Raw genomic sequence first — 23,117 nt, 5'->3', positions numbered from 1 at the left:
TCGGCCCCGGTCTCGCCTCCCTGACCCGTGTGTTCGACCCGGTCTCCCGTCCGGGGGCTGACGGGACCGGGCTGCCCGCCCGTGCTCGTCCGCGGGTTCGGCGCGCCCGTCGGCGCCGGGGACGCTCGCCGGGACGGCGGCCGCCGAGGGCGCCGCTTGCGGCGGGTCGCGCGAGCGGGCAGGGTTCCATGCCGTGGCCACCTTGCTGATCGTCCATCACACCCCCTCGCCGAACTGCCAGGCGATGTTCGAAGCGGTCGTCCAGGGGGCTACGGCGCCGGAGATCGAAGGCGTCCGTGTCGTCCGCCGAGCCGCCCTCGATGCGACCGCCTCCGACGTCCTGGCCGCCGACGGCTACCTCTTGGGCACACCCGCCAACCTCGGCTACATGTCCGGCGCCCTCAAGCACTTCTTCGACCAGGTGTACTACCCCTGCCTCGACAGCACCCGCGGCCGCCCCTTCGCCTACTACGTGCACGGGGGCAACGACGTCACCGGTGCCGTACGCGGCATCGAGGCCATCGCGACCGGCCTCGGCTGGCGGCGGGCGGCCGAACCCGTGACCGTCACCGGGGAACCCGGCAAGGCGGACGTGGAGGCCTGCTGGGAACTCGGCGCGACCGCCGCCGCGGTCCTCACCGACTGACGGCGGCGTCCCCACCCGTTCCGCACCGGTCGGCCCGCGGGGCCCACGAAGGTGATCAAGAACATGGGCGGACGCCACCACGACGGCCGGTCTCCCCCTGGTATCCACCCGGCGCGATCCGGTCACCTGGGCGGCAGGCCGTCACCCGGCCCGGTGTCCGCTCAGTCCCACAGCGGGTAGGTCATCACCTTGGCGAACTGCTCGGGCCGCTGGGCCGGGTATTCGAGGCTGATCCGGTCGTAGCGCTGGGTCTGCGGGTCCTTCTTCCACGGCTGCGCCCTGTCCAGCCGTACGACCACCGCGTACGAGTGGAAGGTGCCCGCCGCGCAGTACGGCTTGCAGTCGTTGACGACGTTCACCCCTGTGGCCTTCGCGGACCTGGTGTTCCAGTGGTCCCATTGCAGCGAGACGAGGCGGCTGTTGCCGTCGCCGCAGGCCAGGACGAAGTCGTGGGGCCGCACCTTCGGGTGCCAGAGGCAGTCGACGAGGACGGGCGGGGCGCCGCGGCCCGCGGTGGGCCGGTCGGCGGGCGGTGACGCGGTGGGTGCGGCCGAGGCCGTCCCGACCGCCGCGGTGAGTCCCAGTGCCGCACCGAGCAGCGCCGCCGTCCTCGTCGTCCCGTGTCCACGCATGACCGCTCCCGCCGTCTCGGGGCCCGACCGTTCCCCGAGCCCCGTTGAGGTTCCGTACCGACGGTACGACGACGAGCCGACCGCGACCACTCGAACGGCCCACCGCCGCTCCCCGGCGCAAGGGCGTGACGTCAGGGCCTTCTGGTCATGTCCCACGCCGCTGCCATGTCCCGCGGCGCGATGACCACGTACCCGCCCTCCTCCACCCACCGCCTTCGCCCTGCACACCGGCTCCGGGACGGGGGCGACGCGCCCCGATCCGGCACTGGCGCCCGCGCCGATGCCGATGCCGATGTCGAGGCCGCCGAGAGAGAAGAGGACAGCCCTGTCCGCGACCCACGGCGAACGCGGGACCGACCCGGCCGCCGGCCTCGCCCGCGACGATCACGGGATCGCCCGGACGCCGGACGAGGAACGGCCGGCCCTGCCCCCGCGGGCACGGCCGCCCGCCGCGTCCGCGGCTGGTGCCGGCCGGCCGTCCCGCGGCCGCGCCGGTCACCGGCGCCGTCCCGCCGCACGGCCCGCTCCTCGCCGCCGACCGCCCCTCTCCGGCCTCCCGGCCCAGTTCCTCGACCCGCACCTGTTCCACCCCCGCCGCCGGAGCACCCGTGGCTGAGCCCACCGTGGAGCCGTCGAACGGCGTTTGTTAGGCTCCGGGGGCCCTCCACGGGGGAAGTCCGGTGAAAGTCCGGCGCTGACCCGCAACGGTGTGCGCGACGACCTGACGGTCCGTCACGTGAGCCCGATCGCCCGTGGTGGGCAGCGACCCGTTGACTGCTCGCCGAGGACTGCGAGAGGGGGACCGCGCGGCCCCGGGCCGTACGGGCTGTCTCACGGTCCAGCAGGCGGCCCCAGCCGAAGGACCGCCCCGACCGTGCTCCCCACACCTACGGCGAGCAGCAGCCGTACGCCCCTCGCGGCCCTGGCCGTCGCACTGGGCGTCGTCCTGCTCGTCTCCCTGCTGTGCGCGGTCGCCCTGGGCGCCACGAGCCTCGGGGGTGTCCAGGCGCTCCGGCTGCTGTGGGCCGGTCTCAGCGGCGGGACCGTCCCCGCGCGCGACGGCGCCGCGTACACCATCGTCTGGGAGATCAGGCTGCCGCGCGTCGTGCTCGGGGCCGTCGTCGGGGCCGGACTCGCCTCGGTCGGGGTGGCCGTGCAGGCGATGGTCCGCAACGCCCTCGCCGACCCGTTCGTGCTGGGCATCTCCTCGGGTGCCGCCGTGGGCGCCAACGCCGTCATCCTGCTCGGCGCGTTCGCGGGCCTGGGCGTGTGGGCGCTGTCGGTGTCCGCGTTCGGCTCGGCGCTCGCCGCCATGGCGCTGGTCTACGCCGTCGCCCGCTCGCCGAGCGGCCTCACGCCGCTGCGGCTGATCCTGACCGGGACGGCACTGGCCTACGGCTTCGAGGCTCTGACGACCGTGATGGTGTTCGGCGCGGCCCGCGGCGAGGCGGCCCGCTCGGCGATGATGTGGCTGCTGGGCAGCCTCGGCGGGGCGACCTGGGTACAGGTGCCGATCGCCGCCGCCACCGTCATCCTCGGCTGGGCCTGGCTGCGCCGACGGGCCGAGGCGCTCAACGCCCTCGCGATGGGCGACGAGACCGCCGCCGCCCTCGGTGTCCGGCCGGCCACGCTGCGCCGAGAATTGTTCCTCGTGACGGCGGCCGTGACCGGGACCGTCGTCGCGGTGAGCGGCGCGATCGGTTTCGTCGGCCTGATGGTGCCGCACCTCGTGCGGATGGTGGTCGGCGCCGACCACCGCCGCGTCCTGGTCCTGGCCCCCCTCGCCGGAGCCGTCCTGCTGGTCTGGGCGGACCTGCTGTCCCGCCTCCTGCTCGCCCCAGCCGAACTGCCGGTCGGCGTCGTCACCGCCGTGGTCGGCGTACCGGCCTTCCTGCTGTTGATGCGGCGCGGCGTCCGGACGATCGGGGGGCGCTGAGGATGCCCCGGTCCGAAGGAGCGCGTGCGCCGGCGGGTGGCGGCGTCATCCTGTCGCGACCGGGCGGAGCCGCCTGTCGACGTGCCGGCCCGGATGGTGCCGGTGCTGTGCGGCGGCCGGAGGTTCGCAGACCGCCGACGACATCCCGTCCTGGAGGAGTGCATGCGACTTGACCTGGAGGGTGTCACCGTCGAGGCGGCCGGTGCCCGCATCGTCGACGACATCCGGTTCGCCGTCCCCGAGGGCGCGTTCGTCGGGCTCGTCGGTCCGAACGGCAGCGGCAAGTCGACGCTGCTGCGCTGCGCCTACCGCGCGCTGCGGCCCGACGCGGGCGTGATCCGCCTGGACGGGGAGGACGTACGCGCCATGCGGCCGGCGGCCGCCGCGCGCGTCCTGGCGGCCCTGCCCCAGGAGTCCTCCGCCGAGTTCGACTTCACCGTCGCCGAGGTGGTCGGCATGGGGCGGCTGCCGCACCGCGACCGTACGGCGCGTGGCGACCGGGACATCTGCGCCCGCGCCATGGAGAGCACCGGCGTCGCCCGGCTGGCCGACCGCGGGTTCCTCGCCCTGTCCGGCGGCGAGAAGCAACGGGTGCTCATCGCCCGCGCGTTGGCCCAGCAACCGCGCGTGCTCATCCTGGACGAACCCACCAACCACCTCGACATCGCCCACCAGTTGGAGATCGTCTCCCTGGTCCGCGGCAGCGGCCTCACCGCCCTGGCCGCCCTGCACGACCTCAACCTCGCCGCCGCCCACTGCGATCTGCTGTACGTGATCTCCGACGGCCGCGTCGTCGCCGGCGGCACCCCGGCCGAGGTGCTCCGGCCGGCTCTGCTCGCCGAGGTGTTCGGCGTCCACGCCCACCCCGTACGCCATCCCGTCACCGGCGCCGTCCAACTCCTGTTCGACCTCCTCCCGTAAGGAATCCCGTGCCGCTCCTGCGCTCCCTCGTCCTGGCCGCCGCCCTCGCCCTGACCGCCACCGGCTGCGGCGCCACCGTCGAACCGGCGGCGACCGGTGACGGCAAGGCCGTCACCCTCACCAACTGCGGCCGTGAGGTCACCTACGACAAGGTCCCCGAACGCGTCGTCACCAACGACGTGGGCATCACCGAGCTGATGTTCGCCCTGGGCCTGGAGGACCGCATGGCCGGCTTCGCCATGCCCGACGACAGGGGCGATCTGACCGGCGTCCCCTGGAAGGACGGCTACGACAAGGTGAAGTGGCTGTCCAAGAACCAGCTCACCAAGGAGGACGTCCTCGACGCCCGCGCCGACCTCGTCTTCGCCGGCTGGAACTACGGCTTCCGCGAGGACGCCGGCTTCACCCCCGACGCCCTGGGGAAACTCGGCATCCCGTCGTACGTCCTCACCGAGTCCTGCCGCAACGGCCGCACGGACAACTCCCGCGGCATCATGCCGCCGCTGGACGCGCTCTACGCCGACCTCACCAACCTGGGGAAACTGTTCGGCGTGGAGAAGCGCGCGGCCGGCCTGATCGCGGGCTTCAGGAAGCAGATCGCCGCCGTCCGCGCCGAAGCCCCCACCGGCGCCGCCCGGCCCACGGTCTTCCTCTACGACAGCGGCCAGGACCAGCCCTTCACCTCCGGCCGCTACGCCGCCCCCGACCAGATCATCAGCGAGGCCGGCGGCGTCAACCTCATGCACGACGTGGCCGACTCCTGGACCACCGTCGGCTGGGAGAGTGTCGTCGCACGCGACCCGGACGTCATCGTGATCTGCGACTACGGAGACGTCGGCGCCGAACGGAAGAAGGACTTCCTCCTGTCCTACGCACCGCTGCGCGGCGTTTCGGCGGTCAAGCACCGTCGGATCGTCGTCCTCGACTACGTCGACCTCGTGGAGAGCCCGCGCAACCCGGCGGCGATCGCCCGGCTCGGCGCGTATCTGCGGACGGACGGCTGACTCAGGCACGGCGGCGCGGCCCAGGGGAGCCGAGACCCGTGATCTCGGTCAGCGACGTGCCGCCCGCCCAGAGCGACAGGCGGGCACCGTCCAGGAGATGGGTGTGCCCCTCGCGCGCCGCCCACAACGCGTCGCGGTGCGAGAACGTGCCGCGGTGCACGACGAGCCGGACCCGGCGGCCGGACCGCCACCGTGACCGGCACGAGCAGGCGCCCTCCTCGTCCGGCAGCGGCTCGGCCACCGGTCGGAACGCGATGTCGAGCAGCAGTCGTCCCCGCCGGTCGCGGGCGGCGAGGTGGAGGACGTCGTGCGCGGACGGCGGCAGCACCCGCCACCCGTCCCGCCGTAGCATCCGCGCCACCGCGACCACCAGCGCGGGCTGGTCCAGATCCGCCAACTCCTCCGTGGTGTAGTAACCGTGGCGTCGCCGCGCCGGACGCCGGGACCGCCGCAGCACGACGGCGGCGACCACGCCGAGCGCCCCCAGGACCAGGGCCGGGACCCACGGGCCGACGGTCCGGCCGGCCAGCGCCAGGCCCGCGGCCGCCCCGCACACGACGGCGGCCAGCATGGCGAGGCCGGGGAGTGCCTCACGCAGCCGCGGCCCGTAGCGTCCCGACGCGCGCAGCTCCCGCACGGTGCTGCGCCGCCGGGCACGCCGGGACTCACCCGCCGACCCTCGCTGCCCCCTACGTGCTCCCAGGGTCGGCACCCCCCACCGCGTAACCGCGACATGCCAGGAGCGGATACCTACCCGCGGTGAGATGACATGCCCGCGCTCGGCGATTTTCGGCCAGCGCCTTGGCCGAAGGGCGGCCCGGTCCGAGGGTGCCCGGCGGGCTGTTGTCAGTGGCGGGTGCGAAGCTGCTGGTCATGGACGAGGCTGACTTCATGCGGGGCCGGGTCTACGGCGCCGACCACGATGACGCGGCGCCCCGCCCGGACCGCGAGTACGCGGAACTGGTGGGCGGCCCGCTGGACGGGCTGCTGCTGGACGTCACCGAGCGCCCCGGCGGCGACCTGCGCGAGGTGGCGCTGGCGACCGAGATAGGCCGCTACGGCCCCGGGGGCTGGGCCCTGTACACGGAGCGCCCCGGAGACGCCCGCCGCTTCGACTGGCGGGGAGACGCGCCCGGCGCCCCCTGACGCCGCTCGGCGGACGGACGGGAGTCGACGCCGGGGCTTGTTCGATCGTACGAACCTGCGTTCTCGAGGGTTACCTCTTGCGGCCAGACTTGATAGGAAACCTTCCTGTCAGTTGCAGCGCAGATCTACCTCCTCCACCCCCCACTCCCGACTGGAGTCACTGTGGTGCACAAGTCTCCCGGCGCGCAGGACCGGACCGCCGCGTCCCGCCGCACCGTTCTCGCCCTCTTCGCCGCCATGACGGCGGCCCCCCTTCTGACCGGTCCGCAGGCGTCCGCGGCCCCTCGCCCTCGCGTGGCGGCAGGACTCGACGACCCGGCGAAGAAGGAGATAGCCATGAAGCTGGTGTCGAGCGCGGAGAACTCCTCGCTCGACTGGAAGGCCCAGTACAAGTACATCGAGGACATCGGCGACGGCCGCGGCTACACCGCCGGCATCATCGGATTCTGCTCCGGCACCGGCGACATGCTCGACCTCGTCGAGCTGTACGCCGACCGCGCGCCGGGCAACGTCCTCGCCAGGTACCTTCCCGCCCTGCGCGCGGTCGACGGCACCGACTCCCACGACGGCCTCGACCCGAACTACCCGCGGGACTGGCGCAGGGCGGCTCAGGACCCGGTGTTCCAACAGGCGCAGAACGACGAACGCGACCGGGTCTACTTCGACCCGGCCGTCCGCCGGGGCAAGGCCGACGGCCTGCGCGTCCTGGGCCAGTTCGCGTACTACGACGCCATCGTCATGCACGGTGACGGAGGCGACGCCACCAGCTTCGGCAGCATCCGCCGGCGCGCCCTGGCGAAGGCGAAGTCCCCGGCCCAGGGCGGCGACGAGACGGTGTACCTCAACGCCTTCCTCGACGCACGCGTGTGGGCCATGAAGCAGGAGGAGGCGCACAGCGACACCAGCCGCGTCGACACCGCCCAGCGCGTCTTCCTCCGCAAGGGCAACCTCGACCTGCAACCGCCCCTGGACTGGAAGGTGTACGGCGACAGCTACCACATCGGCTGACGGCACGGTGGCGTGGCCGTGACCCGCGTCACGGCCACGGCGAGCCCGCTGAAGGCCAGGGTCGGCGGTCGCACACCGCCGGCCCGGCGGCGCCGACGGAAGGTGACGTCCCGCCGTGCTGGACCCGCTCCGAGGCGCCGCCCCGTACACAAGCCCCCTCCGCTTGCCGGCGGTCCTCGACCCCCTGATCGCCGTCGCTCCCCGTACTCGCCGCCGGCGGCACCTTCCCCGGCCGCGCCGGACTGCCCAGGACAGCCCTGCGGCCGGGTTCATCCGGGCGACCGTCCTGCCGACGGCCGGGGCGTGCCTCATCGGGCGACCGCCTTGCCGACGGCCGGAGTGCGGTACGGCTCCGGGTGCCGGGAGCGGGTGTCCGACCCGGCGCCTCGCGGTAGTGGTGCCGCTGAGGCGTAGGAGTCGGATTCGGGGGTAGGCGCGCGGTCATGAACGGGGTAATGAAGGCGGTCCGCATGGAACCTGTCCCTCCCGACGAGGGTTTCCCGGGCCCCGAGCGGGTCCGGCTCGAGACGACGGTGTCCCTGGACGGAAAGACCGGCTGCATCGCCGGGGCACGGGAATTGACGGGGGATTTCCTCGCGGGCGCGCAGCGGGAACACGGGGTGCCGGTGTCGGCCCGCACCCTGGACCTCTCACAGCTCGTGGTGAGCGAACTCGTCACCAACGCCCTGCGCCACGCGCCGGGTCCGGTCCTGCTGCACCTGCGCATCGTGGGGGCCGCCGTGGAGATCGCGGTCTGGGACAGCGACCCGGCGCCCCCGGTGCCGCGTGCGCCGGATCCGACGCGGGTGGGTCAGCACGGCCTGGAGATAGTGATGGCCGTGGCTCAGGGTGTCGACGTCGTACGGGAGCCGGTCGGCAAGCGGATCATCGCCCGGCTCGGGCTGCTCGACGGCCTGTAGGCGGCGGTCAGGCGGACGGCGTGGCGTTCTCGTCGCCGAGGACGCCGAGGACGCCGAGGACGTGGAGTGTCGCCGTGCCGACCGTCAGCACCCCGTCCGACAGGGGGGTGCACCGCACGCCGCCCCTGCCGCGCAGGGCGCGCCACGCGCCCGGCCCGACCGTGACGTCCATCCACGCGCACGGCCGTGCCGGGCGGTTCACGGCGAGGGTCACCGCACCGCCCCCGGAGTCCAGGACGATCGTCGAGCCGACGAGGGCGTCGATGTCGACGCCCCGCAGCAGGATGTTGCGGCGGGTGTGCCGGAGATCGGCGGCGGGGGCGATGTCCCGGGGAAGGCTCTCGGCCGCCATCACCGTCACCGAGGCATCCTGGTGCGCCGGCCGCGCGAAGTAACGGTCACCGACCAGCCCGAGACCGGCGCGCACCCGCACCGAGGGTGCGAGTTCGTCACCGAGGCCCTCCGACGGCCCGTCCGCGGGCCGCCCCGAGAACCGGTGCACGGGCGACACCAGCAACTGCACGATCTCCACCTCGACCATGCCGTCCACCCTAGGCAGTACCGGGCCGGCGCACGGACGGCGGCCGTCGTACCGCGGTCGTCAGGGCTGGTAGGGCAGAGCGGCGCAGCCGGAGCGGGCGGGCCTGCCGTCGAGACGGTCGGTCAGCCAGGAGATGGCCTCGCCCTGGTCGGTGAGCAGCGGGGCGAAGTGGTTGAGCAGGGCGTTGCCCAGCGGCAGCAGGACGACCGGCTTGTAGGTGACGTTCGCTCCTTTCGCGCACCAGGCGACGGCGAGGTCGCGTGCCTGCCCGTGCGGTACGAGGTTGTCGGCGGTGCCGGTCGCCACCCGTACCGGGGACGCGGGCCTGATCCCGCCGATGCGCTGATCGGCCAGGAACGCCTTGAGTGCGGGCTCGCCCTCGATGATGGCGCCGAGGGGGCGCCCGTCGGTGGTCCAGGCGGTGCTGCGCGCCGAGTTGTAGGCGAGGAGGGCGTCCCCCACGCACATGGTGGACAGATCCTTCAGGGCCGCCTTGCCGACCGCGTTGAGGTGCGCGTCCGCGATCGGCTTCAGCTCCGGGTCGGACTCCAGGAAGCCGTTGACCGACCAGCCGAGCGCCCCGGCGAGATCGCTGCCGTCGATCGCCGCGGTGACGGCGACCAGGTCGGCGGGCGGCGCTCCGGTGTAGGTGCCGGCGAGCGGCACGTCGGGGGCGTACGTGGGCTGGAGTTCGGCGGCGGCCGCGGTGGCCCCGCCGCCCTGGCTGTAGCCGAACAGCGCCACCCGCGAGCCGTCCGTGAGCGACGTCCCGCCGAGGGAGCGGGCGGCGCGGACGGCGTCCAGCACCGCGTGGGCCTCGTCGACCCGGTTGACGTAGGTGTGCAGTCGGTCCGTGGTGCCCAGGCCGGTGTAGTCGGTGACCACGACCGCGACGCCGCGGGCGAGCAGGCGGTAGATGGCCACGTCCTCGTAACCGACCGACACCGTCTGCCCGTTGAGCACGATCGGGCGTTCCAGGCCGAGGGAGGCGGCGCACTGGTCGCCCTGACCCATGGTCCCGGGCGCCACGACGACCAGCGGCCGTGGTCCGGTGCCCTTCCAGGCGGCCGTCGGTTCGATGTAGGCGCCGGTGACGGCCATCGGCCGCCTCGCCGAGTCCGTGGACTTGTACATCAGGCGGGTGGCCCGGCCGGGCAGCGGACCGTCGATGCCGGGCAGGCTCAGGGCGAGGGGGAGCCGCTCGGTGCGGATCAGCGCGCCGTCGGTGGCCGGCAGCGAGGCGGGCGGGTTGTAGAAGGCGGGAATGGTGACCCCGCGGGAGACCACGGATTCCGTCGGTGTCGCGGCGGTGGCCGGAACGGCCGTCGTGCCGAGGCAGGCGGCGGCGGTGACGGCCGCGGCGAGCAGGCGGGTGGGGGCGGGCATGGCAGACCTCCGAGGGGAGAAGGGAGGCCGAGCCTTCCTCTGCGGCTCGGACGACGGGCGGTCCGCTGCGGACGGACCACCTGGCACGCGGCGTCGGTCGTCCCACCGCGCCGCATGCCGTACGGAAGCGCTCTTGGACGAGCTGTCAGGACGGTAACGGCGACGGGGTTACCCGCGGTAGCGGTCATCAGGTTACGGTTCAGTAATATGACGTCCGGTGGGCCGGACCGCCCCACGGTGCCGGCCACGGCCCGGTGCCCGGCCCAACGAACCGCGTTCGCCGGTGTGATTGACTGCCTGTGTGGTGCACGAGTCGGTCTTCCGGACCCAGGATCTCCCGGCGGCCGACCGGTTCGAGGCCTGGGTCCAGCGCATGGGCCGTACCCACGCGCCGATGCGGCTCAGCAGCGACCGCGCGGCGGACTACGACGGCTGCCAGCGGGCGATCCTCCTCGGCGACGTGACCGTGTGGCCCGCGACCTTCGACCCGCTGGTCTTCCACCGGACCCCCAAGCTGATCCGCGCCTCCGACCCCGAGGTCCACCACCTCTCCCTGCTCCTCAAGGGAGCGGGCGCGGCCAGTTGGGGCAGCAGCCGGCAGGCGGTCTACACGATGAACGACTTCCACATCAGCAGCTCCTCGCGCCCCTTCGAGATCCACACCGGAGCCGACCCGGTGACCATCGTCGGGGTGGAGATACCCCGCGCCCAGGTGCCGCTGCCGGGTCGGCACGCCGACCAGGTGATAGGACGCCGTATCTCGGCCACGGAGGGCATCGGCGCCCTGCTGGCGCAGTTCCTCCTCCAGCTCGCCGCCGGCACCTCCGCCTACCGGCCGGCCGACGGTCCCCGCCTCGCCACCGTCGTCGCCGACCTGGTCTCGGCGGCCTTCGCGCACGCCCTCGACGCCGACCTGGATCTGCCGCCGGAAAGCCACAACCGGACCCTGACCCTGCGCGTCAAGGCGTTCGTCCGCCGCCACCTCGCCGACCCCGAGCTGACCCCCGCGGCCATCGCCGCCGCCCACCACATCTCCCGCAGCCACCTGTACCGCCTCTTCCAGGCCGAAGGCCTCACCGTGGCCTCGTACGTCCGCGACCAGCGGCTGGAACACGCCCGCCGCGACCTCCTCGACCCGGCCCGCAGCACGACCCCGATCCACGCCGTCGCCGCGCGCTGGGGCTTTCCACGGGCCGCCGAGTTCACCCGCGCCTTCCGCACCGCCTACGGCCTCCCGCCCAGCGAACTGCGCGCCCGCGAACACCCGCAGCCCGGCGCGCCCGGAGACGCTGCGCCAACCGACCGTGGACGCCTCGCCAACGACACGGCCCCCGGCTCTGGCGCATCCTGGTGACCTACGGCGGCGGATCGCCGCCGGAACCCGGGCGGCGTGCCAGGACCACGGGGGAGTCCTGGTACGCCGATGCCCGGCCCCCGCGACGGTCCAGCGGGTGACCCGGCCGAGGCGTCCGCGATCGGCGAGTCGCCACGGGGGCGCCGACGGGGCCCCGATGATCGAGTGGTGACGGTCCGGACGGCGGCGTACGGTCGAACGGTGAACACGACAGTGGACGCCATCGTCCACTGAACCCCAGGGGCCCGCCCCTCGTGCGGGCGACATGCCATGAGCACTTCTCCGCAGCCCACTTCCGCGTCCCAGACCGCCGCCGAGCGACCGGGCGGCGGCGGAAACACGATGGCCCTGTTCGTCATCGCCTCATGTCAGCTGATGGTGGTCCTCGACATCACCATCGTGAACATCGCGCTTCCCGAGATCCAGCGCTCTCTGGACTTCTCCACCGCCAACCTGTCCTGGGTGGTCAACGCCTACACGCTCACCTTCGGCGGTCTGCTGCTGCTCGGCGGCCGGGCCGGGGACATCCTCGGGCGGCGACGTGTCTTCGTCTTCGGCGTGCTGCTGTTCGTCCTCGCCTCGCTCCTCGGCGGCCTCGCCCAGGGACCCGGCCAACTCCTGGCCGCACGCGCCCTCCAGGGCGTCGGCGGGGCCATCGCCTCCCCGACCTCCCTCGCCCTGATCAGCACCACCTTCCGTGAAGGACCCGAGCGCAACCGCGCGTTCGGCGTGTTCGCGGCGGTCTCGGCGGGTGGCGGCGCGATCGGACTCCTCGCCGGCGGCATCCTCGTCGAGTGGCTGAACTGGCGCTGGGTCCTCTTCGTGAACGTCCCCATCGGCCTGCTGATCGCCTTCGCGGCGCCCCGCTGGATCAAGGAGTCCGAACGGCACCCCGGCCGCTTCGACATCGCCGGCGCGGCGACCTCCACCGCGGGCATGGTCCTGCTCGTGTACGGCTTCATCCGGGCCGCCCAGGACGGGTGGCGCGACGCGCTCACCCTGGCCTCCTTCGCCGGAGCCGTCGTTCTCCTCGTGGTGTTCATCCTGGTGGAGCGGCGCTCCCGGCAACCGATCACACCGCTGCACATGTTCGCCGACCGCAACCGCGCCGGCTCCTACGGCATCATGCTGTGCCTCGCCGCCGGCATGTTCGGCATGTTCTTCTTCCTCACCCTGTTCGTGCAGAACGTGCTGGACTTCAGCCCCCTCCAGGCCGGACTGGCCTTCCTCCCGGTGAGCGCGGTCATCGCCCTCGGTGCGGGCCTGGCCTCCCGGTTCCTGCCGACGTACGGCCCGAAACCCTTCTTGGTGGTGGGCGCGATCCTGGCCGCCGCGGGACTGGGCTGGCTGACCCTGACGGACGTCCATTCCACCTACGCGGGCAGCGTGCTCGGCCCGATGCTCGTCTTCAGCCTGGGCATGGGCATGGAGTTCGTCTCCCTGACCCTGATGGCACTGTCCAACGTGTCCACCCGGGAGACCGGCGCGGCCTCCGGGCTGCTCAACGCCACGCAACAGGTGGGCGGTTCGCTCGGCCTGTCCATCCTGGTCACGATGTTCGGCACGGCCAGCAGGAACGAGGCGGACAAACAGGTCCCGGCGTTCCTGTCCCAGGCGACCCCGCCGGAACGCCTGCGCTTCCAGCGCACCGGCGAACTCCCGTCGCCCTGGGGCGACGAGGTCCTCACGGCGGGCGTGTCCGCGGCCTTCGTGACGGCGGCGGTCTTCACGCTGATCGCCGCACTGATCGCCCTCGTGGTGATCCAGGTCCGCCCCTCCGATCTCGAACGCCTCAAGGGCGGCGGAGCGGGGCCACCGGGCGTGTGAGACCGCCCTGCCGACGCCGTGGTGGCCGGAGTGGCCGAGGTGTGAGGGTGCCAGCGACATCGGTCGGCCGACCGACGGCGGCGGGATCGCTCCCCGTGCCCCGTCGTGGTGCCGACGGTCCTTCCCCGGGGGTGGCCGACGGGGCGTACGCGTGGCGCACCCGGCTGGTCGGCGACCACCCCCTTACCGGCCACCGTGTCCGCCGACGGTACCGCGCGCCGTGTCGCGCAGGACGCGGGCGAGGAGCGCGTGCGGCCCATGGCGGGGGAAGACCGAGGTGCCGTGGCTGTCTCGAGGCGGCCGAGAGGCCCGGGTGCGGCGGGAAGGGAGCACCACCGCGCCGCACCCGCGCGTCACCTCAGTCGTCGAGCGCCGTCAGGACCTCGCGCAGGTCGACGAACTTGAAGTTCGTCGCCGTACGGTCCTCGGCCTCACCGGCGTCGTCGTGCCCGTCCTGCACGACGAGCAGACCACCGGGGAACCTGCGGCCCAGAGGCGCGTGGAGCGCCGCGGCGCCGTCGCACTCCTCCGACCCGTCCGGGCCCGTCGCGGTGGCGGCGACCCGGAAGCCGCCCTCGTACTCGTTGTCGTCGCTCTGCTCGCGGTCGTAGGCGGCGAACGTGTTGTCGCCCTGGCTGGAGGCCAGCAGGTAGCCGTCGCCGTCCGCCTCGGTGACCAGGGTCAGGCCCTCGACGTCCGCGGCGATCCGGGAGCCGCCGTAACCGGGGTCGGTGCCGCTCACGCACTCCTCGGTGGCCTCGTCGTAGGTGCCGGGGACCCCGTACTCGCGGACGGTGTCGACGAGTCGGGGCGTCCCCTGGAGGGTGGCGGGCATCCGCCAGATGCCGACGTCCTCCTGGCCGGCGTACAGGGTGCCGTTCGCGGGGTCGACGACCATGCCCTCGACCTGGGGCAGTTCACCGGGCTCGGCGCACGGCGACCAGGACGTGCCGTCCGGAAGGCGGAAGGCGGACGGCAGGGTCAGGGTGCGGACCTTGCGGTAGCCGACCCTGCCGCCGGCCGTCGGAGTCAGTTCGAGCAGGGCGACGGTGGTGCGCTCGCGCCGGCTGACCAGCGCGTAGGTGCGGCCGCTGGCCTTGTCGGTCCAGGTGGCGAGACCGTACGCGGTGCGCTGCTCGTTGATCTCCGCCTGGTCGGCGGAGAAGACCGGCGCGGCCGCCGGGTCCGTGACGTCCGAGAGGGGACGGCCGGGCGACGCGGGGTCGATGCGGTAGAACCGCAGCCGGTCGTTGCCGCGGTCGGTGGTGACCGCGAGGTCGGCGCGCCCGGTGGACAGCTTCAGGCCCTGCACCACGTCCACGTTGTTGTAGCGGCCGGGCGCGTCCTCGGGGCCCGCTCCGGCGGGCGCGGCGACCGACTGCACGAGCCGGGCGCCGAGGTCGTACACCCTGAGGCCACCCTCCTTCGCGGTGGCGACGACCAGGCTGGCGTCCGGGTCGGCGGCATTGCGCCAGATCGCGGGGTCGTCCGCGTCGGAGTTGCCGCCCGCCTCGTCGTCGTAGAGGGCCGGCGTCTCGGCCCGGGGGAGGACGGCCGGCAGGACGTCGTCCTCGTCGGCGGAGGCGGGAAGTGCGGCAGTCAGTGCGAGCGATGCCGTGAGGACGCACACGGCGAAAGTCCTCGGAAGCGTTCTGGCCACGTCGACCTTCCTTCGATGGGGGACAGGGCGAAACCATGGTGATCTTGGTGGTGGGGGCGGACGGCGGGGCGGCGTCCGGGTGAAGAACGGGCGCCCACGAAAGGAACAACGGCCGCGCGCGGGGGACCGGAGCCACCGCCGGGCGTCTACGCCGAGGAGTGCGCGAGCAGGTGGTCGACGGCCAGGGTGACGTCGGGGGCCGAGTGGTGGGGGACGTCGAGGCCGTGCGGCCAGGGCCGCCCCGTGACCCAGATCGTCCTCAGGCCCGCCCGGTGGCCGCCCTGGATGTCGTTCTCCGGGTCGTCGCCGGTCATCCAGTCGCCCGAAGCGATCTGGGTGCCGCAGCGCGCCGCCGCCAGTTCGAAGAGGCGCGGGTCGGGCTTGCGGACGGCGATGTCGCCGGAGGCGGCGATCCCGTCGACGAGATCGGCGAGCCCCGTGGCCCGGACCTTGGCACGCTGGATGTCCGAGGACCCGTTGGTGGCGACGCCGATGCTCCAGCCGCACTCCCTCAGCCGGGCCAGGCTGTCCAGCACCGCGGGACGGCAGGTGACGGCGGCGGCCATCCGGTCGACGTACACCCTCCACAGGTGATCGGCCGACTCGCTCAGCCCGAACGCGGCGCGCAGCCGCGCGAAGTCCGACCGGTCGGCGTGGTCGGCGAGTTCGGTCAGCAGCCAGCGCTCGACCTCGGGTCCGTAGGCGTGGTCGTGGCAGAGGTCGGCTATGGCGTCGGCGACGGCGGACGTACGGTCCACCAGCGTGCCGTCCAGGTCGAAGAGGGCGAGGCGCATGAGCCGGACCCTACCCAGATGCCGATCCGCCCAACGTCACCCCGCGTCACGGCAGGGGGCACGCGCACGCCGTGGCGGGTTTGCGGCCCGAGGGAGCGGCAACGCGAACTCCATGACTGAACCGAAGACGGAGACGAACGAAGAGCGCGCCGCCAAGCGCGCGACCGCATCCAAGGCCCGGGACACGGCGGACAAGGCGACCGCCCCCGCCGCACGGGCCGCAAAGGGCGCCGCCGACAAGGCGGATGACGCGGCGTCGGCCGCCGGCTCCAAGGCCGAGCGTTCAGCCGAGAGGATCGGCGGCGCGGCGCAGGGAGCGGCTCGCGGTGTCGAGGCGGGCCGCCAGGTCCTCGCCGCGAGGACCGGGCAGGTCGCGGCCACGGCCAAGTCCGCCACCTCGCAGGTCGCGGCCACCGCGAAGACGGCCACCGGCCAGGTCGCGGCGACGGCCAGGACCGCCTGGACGGTGATCGCCCACCGCAAGCTGATCGCCGCCGGTGTGGGCGCCGGCGTGACCGCGCTGACGGCCGTGTCGTACGTGGCGGGCCGCCGCTCCGGCCGCCAGACCCACGGCCCGATCACCCGGCTCACCGGCGGCCGCATCTGACGCCCCGCACGCGCGGTGGGACACACCCCGGCACGACCGGGCCCACCGCGCGGAGTGGGGGAGGGCTGCTTTCGGTCAACCCCCGGGAAATGCGGGGCAGTCGGTCACGATGAACGGCCCCAGCCGGGGCAGACGCCCCAAGTGATCTTCGACGAAGGCCGCTTGGGAGGAACCACCACCGTGACCGTACCCACCCGACCGATACGCCCCGCGCGCCCCCGCCGTCGCTTCGACCTGCGCACGACGGCCCTGTTCTTCATCCTTCTCGCGCTCCTGCTGACTCTCGCGGGAATGATCGCCCGCACCGCCGCCGCGGCGGCGGAACGCCGACCCGCGTGGGCCGTGACCCTGCTCGTCCTGGGCTCCGCCGCCGTGGTCGTCTGCGATCGCGGCCGCCGCCGCTGGTCGGCGCGCAGACTCGTACGGCACGCCACCGAGACCCTCGAGGAGGCGGCCGAGACAGCCGCCGATGTGCTCGGCACGTCGCCGGTCGAAGCCGTTCCCGCCACGTCGGCCGACCCGGTCCCGACATCCGCCGTCGGCGGCCTGGAAGGGGCACTCGTCATCGTGACGCCCCCCGCCACGGACGCCCTGGACCACTACGAGGCCCTGGACCCGTACGAGTTCGAACAGGCGATAGCCGGCCTGTGCGCCCGTGACGGCTGCACGGACGTCGAAGTCGTGGGCGGTGCGGGCGACTTGGGCGCCGACGTCATGGCGGTGGCACCGGACGGACGCCGGCTCGTCGTCCAGTGCAAGCGCTATGGGGACGGTCACAAGGTCGGCTCCCAGGATCTACAGCGCTTCGGCGGCACCTGCTTCACCGTCCACGAGGCCGACATCGCCGTCGTCGTCACCACCCAGGACTTCACGGCGCCCGCCACCGAGTACGCGCGCCAGTGCGGGATCGTGTGCGTGGACGCCGAACAACTGCGCGCTTGGCACTCCGGTGCGGGGCCCCGCCCGTGGGAGCTGCCCGAACCGTGGGAGCCGCCCGGCGAGGGCTGACACCGGGCGCCGGACGGCCCGTATCGACAGATTCACCGCCGTCATCCCGGTTCGCCGTCGGCGATAGGGGCACTTGGCGGTGAGCGAAGAGGCGAGCACAGGAGGTTGTCGTGGCGGTCAGGCATCAGCTGGTCAAGACATCCCCGCGGCGGGTGTGGGCCGTCCTCGCGGACGGTGACCGGTACGCGGAATGGGTGGTGGGCACGGCGGAGACCCGCCCGGTGCGGGGCCAGTGGCCTCAGGTCGGCGCCGAGATCGGATACGAGGTCCGGTTCGGGCCCGTCCGGCTCACCAACCAGACCGTCGTCCGGCGCTGCGAGGAGGGCGTCGCCCTGGAACTGGAGGCCCGGGCGGGCGCGCTCGGCACCGCGAGGATCGCCTTCGAGCTGCGCTCCTGGGGCGAGCACTGCCTCGTGATCGTGGACGAGCACCCCCTGCAAGGGGCGGGCGGGATCCTGCACAACGCGGGGGTGGAGGCGCTGATCCAGCTTCGCCACCGCGCGATGCTCGCCCGGCTGGCCGCGGTGTGCGAGAACGGGACCGCGGACGCCGGGCCGGGCCCCGTGGCGGTGCCGGCGCGCGGCGGCGGCGATGCCTGACGCGGTGGTGATCGGGGCCGGCCCGAACGGCCTGGTCGCCGCCAATCTGCTGGCCGACGCCGGCTGGAGCGTGGAAGTCCTGGAGGAGCAGCCCGAACCCGGCGGAGCGGTGCGTCACGACAGGGGCGTCGATCCGGACTTCGTCAACGACCTCTTCAGCTCCTTCTATCCGCTGGCCGCCGCCTCCCCGGTGGTGTCGGCGCTGCGCCTGGAGGATCACGGCCTGCGATGGAGGCACGCGCCCCACGTCCTGGCGCATCCGCTGAGCGACGGCAGGTGCGCGGTCCTGGACCGGCGGGTCGACGCCACCGCCACCTCCCTCGACGCCTTCCACGACGGCGACGGCGCCGCCTGGCGTCGACTGCACGAGATCTGGGAACGGCTGCGCCCCGACATCGTCGACGCCCTCTTCACCCCGTTCCCCCCGCTGAAGGCCACCGGACGGCTCGCCGTCCGGCTGCACGCGGCGGGCGGTCTGCGGCTGGCCCGCACCCTCCTGCTGCCGGTGCGGCGCATGGGCGCCGAGGAGTTCGGCGGCGAGGGCGGCCGCCTTCTCCTGGCCGGCAACGCCCTGCACGCCGACCTCGCCCCGGAGACCGCCGGCAGCGGCGGCTACGGCTGGCTGATGTCCATGCTCGGCCAGACGTACGGCTTCCCCGTGCCGGCCGGTGGGGCCGGCGCCCTCACCGAGGCACTGGTCCGCCGACTGCGCTCACGCGGCGGCACCCTGCGCTGCGGGCTGCGGGTGGACCGGATCGTCGTCCGCGACGGACGCGCCGTGGGCGTACGCACCGCCGACGGCGGGACGCTCAGTGCCCGCCGTGCCGTCCTCGCCGACGTGTCCGTCCCCGCCCTCTACGGCGAGCTGGTCGAGCCCGAACACCTTCCGGCCCAGCTGCTCGCCGACCTGAAGGGGTTCGAGTGGGACTCCGCCACCTTCAAGCTCGACTGGGCCCTCGACGGCCCCGTGCCCTGGCGGGCGGAGCAGGCCGCGCGGGCCGGCACCGTCCATCTGGCCGACAGCCTCGACGAACTCACCCGCTTCGCCGCCCAGATCGCCATGCGGCAGATCCCGGACCGCCCGTTCTGCCTGTTCGGCCAGATGACGACGGCCGACCCGTCCCGCTCGCCGCACGGCACCGAGTCCGCCTGGGCCTACACCCACGTGCCGCACGACGTGGCCTCCGACGCGGGGGACGAGGGCCTCACCGGTGTCTGGGACCCCAAGGAGCAGGAGGTGATGGCCGACCGGGTGGAACGCCAGGTCGAACGGTTCGCGCCCGGTTTCCGCACGCGGATCCGGGCCCGCCGCGTCCTCGCACCTCCCACCCTCCAGGCCCTTGACGGCAACCTCCGCGCCGGCGCCGTCAACGGCGGCACCGCCGGAATCCACCAGCAGCTCGTCTTCCGCCCCCTGCCCGGCACCGGACGGCCCGAGACACCGGTGCGCGGCCTGTTCCTCGCCTCCGCGGGCGCCCACCCGGGCGGCGGCGTGCACGGCGCGCCGGGAGCCAACGCGGCCCGCGCGGCGCTGCGGCGGCACCGGGCACCGGGACTGGCCGGTCTCCAGCGTGCCCTCACCCACCGGGACCGGACGGGACACGCGCCCCCCGGCCCCGGTGGGTGAGGGCGACAGGCAGCCGCCGATCGGAGCCGAGCCATGGAGCACAGTCCCCTGGAGAACCGCACCGTCGTCGTCACCGGCGCCGCACGGGGACTGGGCGCCGCCCAGGCGCACGCCCTCGCCCGGCGTGGCGCCCGCCTGGCCCTCCTCGGTCACGAGCGGTCGGCCCTGGAGGCGGTCGCGGCCGCGCTGCCCGGTCCCGCCCTCGCCGTCGAGACGGACGTCACCGACGAAGAGGCCCTGCTGGACGCCGCCGCGACCATCCGCAGCCGGCTGGGCCCGCCGTCGGCCGTCGTCGCCAACGCGGGCATCGCCGAGGGCGGCCCCTTCGCACGGGAGGACATGGCCTCCTGGCGCCGCGTCGTCGACGTGAACCTCACCGGCAGCGCCCTCACGGCCCACACGTTCCTGCCGGACCTGTGGGAGACGGCGGGCTACTACCTCCAGATGGCCTCCCTCGCCTCCCTCGGTGCCGTCCCGCTCATGAGCGCCTACTGCGCCTCCAAAGCCGGCGTGGAAGCGTTCGCCCACGCACTGCGGGCCGAGGAGGCGCACCACGGCGTGGCGGTCGGCATCGCCTACCTGAACTGGACCGACACGGACATGATCCGGGACGGCGACCGGCACGCCGTGCTGCGGGAACTGCGTGCGCACATGCCGGCGCCCGCCGGGCGGGTCCATCCCGTCGAGCCCGTCGCGGAGGTCCTCGCACGTGCCGTCGAACGTCGCAGCACCGCTGTCTACGTGCCCGCCTGGCTGCGCCTCGCGCAGATCGCTCGGGTCGGGGTGCCACCGCTGGTGCTGCGTGTGTCCCGTCGCGAACTGTCCCGCCTCGAGGCCGGGGAGCCCTTCCGCCCCACGGGACCGCTGGGGGCCGGTGGGCGGGCCGACCTGGATGCCTCGACCGAAGGCTGACCTCGCGCCGCGGCTTCGGCCGCGGACCCGCCGGGCCGGCCACGGCTCAGAAGGCGTAGCGGACGCGCAGCCACGGAGCGTGGGCGTCGACCAGGTCGCGCAGGGCGTTCAGCGCCTCGGACTTGATCGCGTTGCGGTACCGGACGTTCAGGGCGCCGTTCTCGGAGCGTTTGGCCTGCTGAAGGTCCGGCTGCCACAGCACCTGCTCGGCACGGGGATGCCAGCCCAGGTTCACCTCGTGCAGTTCCCGGTTGTGGGTGAGCATGATCACCTCGGCGGCCGCCTGCCGCTTGACCCGCTCGGGCAGCACATCGTCCAGCTGTCGCAGCAGGTCGCCCCAGGCCTCGCGCCAGCCCGGCCGCAGGACGACGGGGGAGAGGTTGAAATGCACCTCGTAACCGGCGTCCAGGAAGTCGGCCGCGGCGGCGACACGGGCGGCGACCGGGGAGGTGCGCACGTCCAGGAGACGCGCGTCGGCCTCGGGCATCAGCGAGAAGCGGATCCGGGTCCGGCCCCGCGGATCCAGCGTGAGCAGGTCGGGATTGACGAACTTCGTCGCGAAGGACGCCTTGGCCGTCGGCCAGTGACGGAAAGCGTGGATCAGGTCGGCGGTGTTGTCGCACACGAGGGCGTCCACCGAGCAGTCGCCGTTCTCCCCGATGTCGTACACCCACGCCGTGGGATCGCACTGGTTGGGCTCCTGCTTGGGACCCTGCCGCGCGATGTGCCGGCCGAGGTGGGCGATGATCCGTTCGATGTTGGTGAACACGGTGATGGGGTTGGCGTAGCCCTTGCGGCGCGGTACGTAGCAGTAGGCGCACGCCAGGGCGCAGCCGTTGGAGGGGCCGGGGGCGATCCAGTCCGCCGAGCGCCCGTTGGGGCGTGTGCTGAGCGTCTTCCTCTCGCCCAGCACGAGCGTCTCGCCCTTGACGCGCACCCACCGTTCGACGTTCCCCTCGTTGCCGTGGAGTCCGGGGATGCGCCAATGGGAGTCGATCTCGATCAGACGGGCGTCGGGGAAGCGGGCGATGATCTGGCGGCCCCGTGCGGAGGCCGACGCCGCCGGTTCGGCGTGGATCTCCCGCACGGGCAGCAGACGGCGGGCCGTGTCGGAGTCGCGGAACGAGGGAGGGGCCGCGGATGGAGCCGGGTCGAGGGCGTCGAGTCCGAACAGTGCGTCCGGGCCGTCGTCCGGGCCGACCGACGGGGCGGGCATGGAAGCTCCGGAAAAGGTGACGTGAAGGCACGGTCCATACCATTCTACGCGTACCGGGCGCGCGGCTGTCCGCCGGTGTGAGGAGCCCGCGGCCGGGCGGCGACGGCGTTCCCGGCTCGTCGGCGGGCGCGGCCGGAAGGCGTCAGTCGGCCTCCGCCCCGGACCGCCGGCGCAGCACCATCAGGGCCGTGTCGTCGCCCGGCACTCCCGCGGCGTGGCGGCGCAGGTCGCGGTAGACGGCCGCCGGCAGGTCGCCCGCGCGGACGTCGTCCCACGCCGCGACCCGCTCCTCCAGCGGATAGAACCTCCCCGACGGATCGCGCGCCTCGGTGACCCCGTCGGTGCACAACAGCAGGGTGCTGCCCGGCGGGAAGGCGAACCACTCGACCGTACGGGGCTCCGGGGACAGGGCGTCGAGACCCAGCGGAACGCACGGCTCGCCCTTCAGCACCGGACCGTCCCGGTCGCCGTGCAGCATGAGCGGCGCGACATGACCGCAATTGATCACCTGGACCTCCGAGTCCGGGCCGACACCGAGGACCAGCGCCGTCACGAACCGCTCGCTCTCGCCGGCCTGTGCCGCGAAGGCGTTGTGGCGCAGCACCGCGTCCTCCAGGGCGTCGACGACGGCGGTCAGCGTGGGCTCGGAGACGGCCGCCTCACGGAAGGCGCTGAGCACCGAGAAGGCCGCGCTGATGGCAGGCAGCCCCTTGCCCTGGACGTCGGCGATGAACACCCGGCTGCCGTACGGCGAGGCCACGACCTCGTACACGTCGCCGCCGACCCGGCTGTCCTCCTCCACCGGCTGGTAGAGGCCGTGCACGATGAGCTGGTCCGTCATCAGCGGGAACGGTCGCAGCAACTGCCGCTGGAGCGCGGCCGCCGCGGACCGCAGCCGGGCGATCTCCCGCTCGCTGCGGACCCGCTGGGCCGCCCGCGCGACGCTCAGCCCGTTGAAGACGAGGGCGAAGACGACGGTGGCCGTCGCGGCGCCGATCGTGTCCTCCGCCGTGTCGAACAGGGCCCCGGCGATCATCACCGTCACCCAGGAGGAGGCGACGGCGGTCTGGCGCACGCTGCCGCGTCCGGCGATCAGCGCGGGCAGCACGACGAGAAAGGGCGCGAGCCTGGTCTCGCGGCCCAGGAAGACCCCGATGACCGCGAGCACCACCGTGACCGCGACGAGCCAGGACAGCACGACCGCCCACCGCAGCGGAGGCGCCGTACGACCCTCCCCGCCCGCCGCGGACGACCCGCTCGGCTCCCTCGACGTGCCCACCGTCTCTCCCGCTCCGTGCACGGCCCGCGGCGTCCCGCCCGGAAACGGGACGGGAACACCCTTCCCTTTCAATATCCGCCTCCCGCGCCGAGCC

22 protein-coding genes are annotated in these 23,117 nt (G+C 73.6%); 14 read left to right on the top strand and 8 right to left on the bottom strand.

Going from position 1 to position 23,117, the window contains the following annotated elements:
• The first annotated feature begins 193 nt into the window (after window positions 1-193).
• Window positions 194-646 (top strand): flavodoxin family protein, encoded by a 453-nt coding sequence (locus ACZ5Y0_RS19465; RefSeq protein WP_469129904.1) that lies wholly within the window; start codon window positions 194-196, stop codon window positions 644-646.
• 161 nt (window positions 647-807) lie between these two features.
• Here the strand turns inward: ACZ5Y0_RS19465 and ACZ5Y0_RS19460 are convergent, their stop codons facing one another.
• Window positions 808-1,278, bottom strand: a complete 471-nt coding sequence (locus ACZ5Y0_RS19460) for a hypothetical protein (protein WP_469129903.1) — start codon at window positions 1,276-1,278, stop codon at window positions 808-810.
• Window positions 1,279-2,152: 874 nt separating this feature from the next.
• Between ACZ5Y0_RS19460 and ACZ5Y0_RS19455 the strand changes: the two genes are divergently transcribed.
• From ACZ5Y0_RS19455 to ACZ5Y0_RS19445, 3 genes are all read left to right on the top strand, one after another.
• Complete coding sequence (locus ACZ5Y0_RS19455; protein WP_469129902.1) at window positions 2,153-3,214, top strand: FecCD family ABC transporter permease; 1,062 nt, start codon at window positions 2,153-2,155, stop codon at window positions 3,212-3,214.
• A gap of 162 nt (window positions 3,215-3,376) precedes the next feature.
• Entirely contained in the window at window positions 3,377-4,135 is a 759-nt protein-coding gene (locus ACZ5Y0_RS19450) for an ABC transporter ATP-binding protein (protein ID WP_469129901.1), read from the top strand.
• Between the two features lie 17 nt (window positions 4,136-4,152).
• Window positions 4,153-5,139, top strand: a complete 987-nt coding sequence (locus ACZ5Y0_RS19445; RefSeq protein WP_469129939.1) for an ABC transporter substrate-binding protein — start codon at window positions 4,153-4,155, stop codon at window positions 5,137-5,139.
• Between the two features lies 1 nt (window position 5,140).
• Here the strand turns inward: ACZ5Y0_RS19445 and ACZ5Y0_RS19440 are convergent, their stop codons facing one another.
• A complete protein-coding gene (locus ACZ5Y0_RS19440) occupies window positions 5,141-5,776 on the bottom strand; it encodes a hypothetical protein (protein WP_469129900.1) in 636 nt (211 codons plus the stop codon).
• Between the two features lie 236 nt (window positions 5,777-6,012).
• On the opposite strand from ACZ5Y0_RS19440, the gene ACZ5Y0_RS19435 reads away from it, so the two are divergent.
• From ACZ5Y0_RS19435 to ACZ5Y0_RS19425, 3 genes are all read left to right on the top strand, one after another.
• Window positions 6,013-6,285: a hypothetical protein gene (locus ACZ5Y0_RS19435; RefSeq protein WP_469129899.1), complete on the top strand. Its 273-nt coding sequence runs from the start codon at window positions 6,013-6,015 to the stop codon at window positions 6,283-6,285.
• A 237-nt stretch (window positions 6,286-6,522) separates the two neighbouring features.
• Window positions 6,523-7,293 (top strand): chitosanase, encoded by a 771-nt coding sequence (locus ACZ5Y0_RS19430; RefSeq protein ID WP_469129938.1) that lies wholly within the window; start codon window positions 6,523-6,525, stop codon window positions 7,291-7,293.
• Between the two features lie 470 nt (window positions 7,294-7,763).
• Window positions 7,764-8,213: an ATP-binding protein gene (locus tag ACZ5Y0_RS19425; protein WP_469129898.1), complete on the top strand. Its 450-nt coding sequence runs from the start codon at window positions 7,764-7,766 to the stop codon at window positions 8,211-8,213.
• 7 nt (window positions 8,214-8,220) lie between these two features.
• On the opposite strand, the gene ACZ5Y0_RS19420 is transcribed toward ACZ5Y0_RS19425, so the two are convergent.
• Together ACZ5Y0_RS19420 and ACZ5Y0_RS19415 are read right to left on the bottom strand one after the other, a co-directional pair.
• Window positions 8,221-8,754 carry a molybdenum cofactor biosysynthesis protein gene (locus ACZ5Y0_RS19420; protein ID WP_469129897.1) on the bottom strand — a complete coding sequence of 178 codons (534 nt, stop codon included), beginning with the start codon at window positions 8,752-8,754 and terminating at the stop codon, window positions 8,221-8,223.
• A gap of 60 nt (window positions 8,755-8,814) precedes the next feature.
• A complete protein-coding gene (locus ACZ5Y0_RS19415; RefSeq protein WP_469129896.1) occupies window positions 8,815-10,140 on the bottom strand; it encodes a lipase family protein in 1,326 nt (441 codons plus the stop codon).
• A gap of 301 nt (window positions 10,141-10,441) precedes the next feature.
• Here ACZ5Y0_RS19415 and ACZ5Y0_RS19410 point away from each other — a divergent pair, with 301 nt between their 5' ends.
• Both ACZ5Y0_RS19410 and ACZ5Y0_RS19405 read left to right on the top strand, forming a co-directional pair.
• Window positions 10,442-11,494: a helix-turn-helix domain-containing protein gene (locus ACZ5Y0_RS19410; RefSeq protein WP_469129895.1), complete on the top strand. Its 1,053-nt coding sequence runs from the start codon at window positions 10,442-10,444 to the stop codon at window positions 11,492-11,494.
• Window positions 11,495-11,764: 270 nt separating this feature from the next.
• The gene (locus ACZ5Y0_RS19405) at window positions 11,765-13,321 is read left to right on the top strand and encodes an MFS transporter (RefSeq protein WP_469129894.1); all 1,557 of its coding nucleotides are present in this window, start codon (window positions 11,765-11,767) and stop codon (window positions 13,319-13,321) included.
• Between the two features lie 358 nt (window positions 13,322-13,679).
• On the opposite strand, the gene ACZ5Y0_RS19400 is transcribed toward ACZ5Y0_RS19405, so the two are convergent.
• Window positions 13,680-14,981, bottom strand: a complete 1,302-nt coding sequence (locus ACZ5Y0_RS19400) for a phytase (RefSeq protein ID WP_469129893.1) — start codon at window positions 14,979-14,981, stop codon at window positions 13,680-13,682.
• 146 nt (window positions 14,982-15,127) lie between these two features.
• Window positions 15,128-15,775, bottom strand: a complete 648-nt coding sequence (locus ACZ5Y0_RS19395) for an HAD family hydrolase (protein WP_469129892.1) — start codon at window positions 15,773-15,775, stop codon at window positions 15,128-15,130.
• Between the two features lie 112 nt (window positions 15,776-15,887).
• On the opposite strand from ACZ5Y0_RS19395, the gene ACZ5Y0_RS19390 reads away from it, so the two are divergent.
• From ACZ5Y0_RS19390 to ACZ5Y0_RS19370, 5 genes are all read left to right on the top strand, one after another.
• Entirely contained in the window at window positions 15,888-16,382 is a 495-nt protein-coding gene (locus ACZ5Y0_RS19390) for a hypothetical protein (RefSeq protein ID WP_469129891.1), read from the top strand.
• Window positions 16,383-16,562: 180 nt separating this feature from the next.
• On the top strand, window positions 16,563-17,390 hold the full coding sequence (locus ACZ5Y0_RS19385; protein ID WP_469129890.1) for a restriction endonuclease: 828 nt from the start codon (window positions 16,563-16,565) through the stop codon (window positions 17,388-17,390).
• 110 nt (window positions 17,391-17,500) lie between these two features.
• Window positions 17,501-17,989, top strand: coding sequence for an SRPBCC family protein (locus ACZ5Y0_RS19380; protein ID WP_469129889.1), 489 nt, complete (start codon window positions 17,501-17,503; stop codon window positions 17,987-17,989).
• Entirely contained in the window at window positions 17,982-19,616 is a 1,635-nt protein-coding gene (locus ACZ5Y0_RS19375) for a phytoene desaturase family protein (RefSeq protein WP_469129888.1), read from the top strand. The genes ACZ5Y0_RS19380 and ACZ5Y0_RS19375 overlap by 8 nt, the downstream gene beginning before the upstream one ends.
• 33 nt (window positions 19,617-19,649) lie before the next feature.
• Complete coding sequence (locus ACZ5Y0_RS19370) at window positions 19,650-20,528, top strand: SDR family oxidoreductase (RefSeq protein WP_469129887.1); 879 nt, start codon at window positions 19,650-19,652, stop codon at window positions 20,526-20,528.
• Between the two features lie 46 nt (window positions 20,529-20,574).
• Here the strand turns inward: ACZ5Y0_RS19370 and ACZ5Y0_RS19365 are convergent, their stop codons facing one another.
• On the bottom strand, window positions 20,575-21,744 hold the full coding sequence (locus ACZ5Y0_RS19365) for a spore photoproduct lyase family protein (RefSeq protein ID WP_469129886.1): 1,170 nt from the start codon (window positions 21,742-21,744) through the stop codon (window positions 20,575-20,577).
• Window positions 21,745-21,886: 142 nt separating this feature from the next.
• The gene (locus ACZ5Y0_RS19360) at window positions 21,887-23,023 is read right to left on the bottom strand and encodes a PP2C family protein-serine/threonine phosphatase (protein WP_469129885.1); all 1,137 of its coding nucleotides are present in this window, start codon (window positions 23,021-23,023) and stop codon (window positions 21,887-21,889) included.
• Window positions 23,024-23,117: the final 94 nt, after the last annotated feature.

The sequence above is a fragment of the Streptomyces sp. NPDC033216 genome (genome assembly GCF_055577115.1).
Note: the sequence above shows the minus strand (reverse complement) of the source record. Positions and strands in the feature narration are given on the sequence as shown.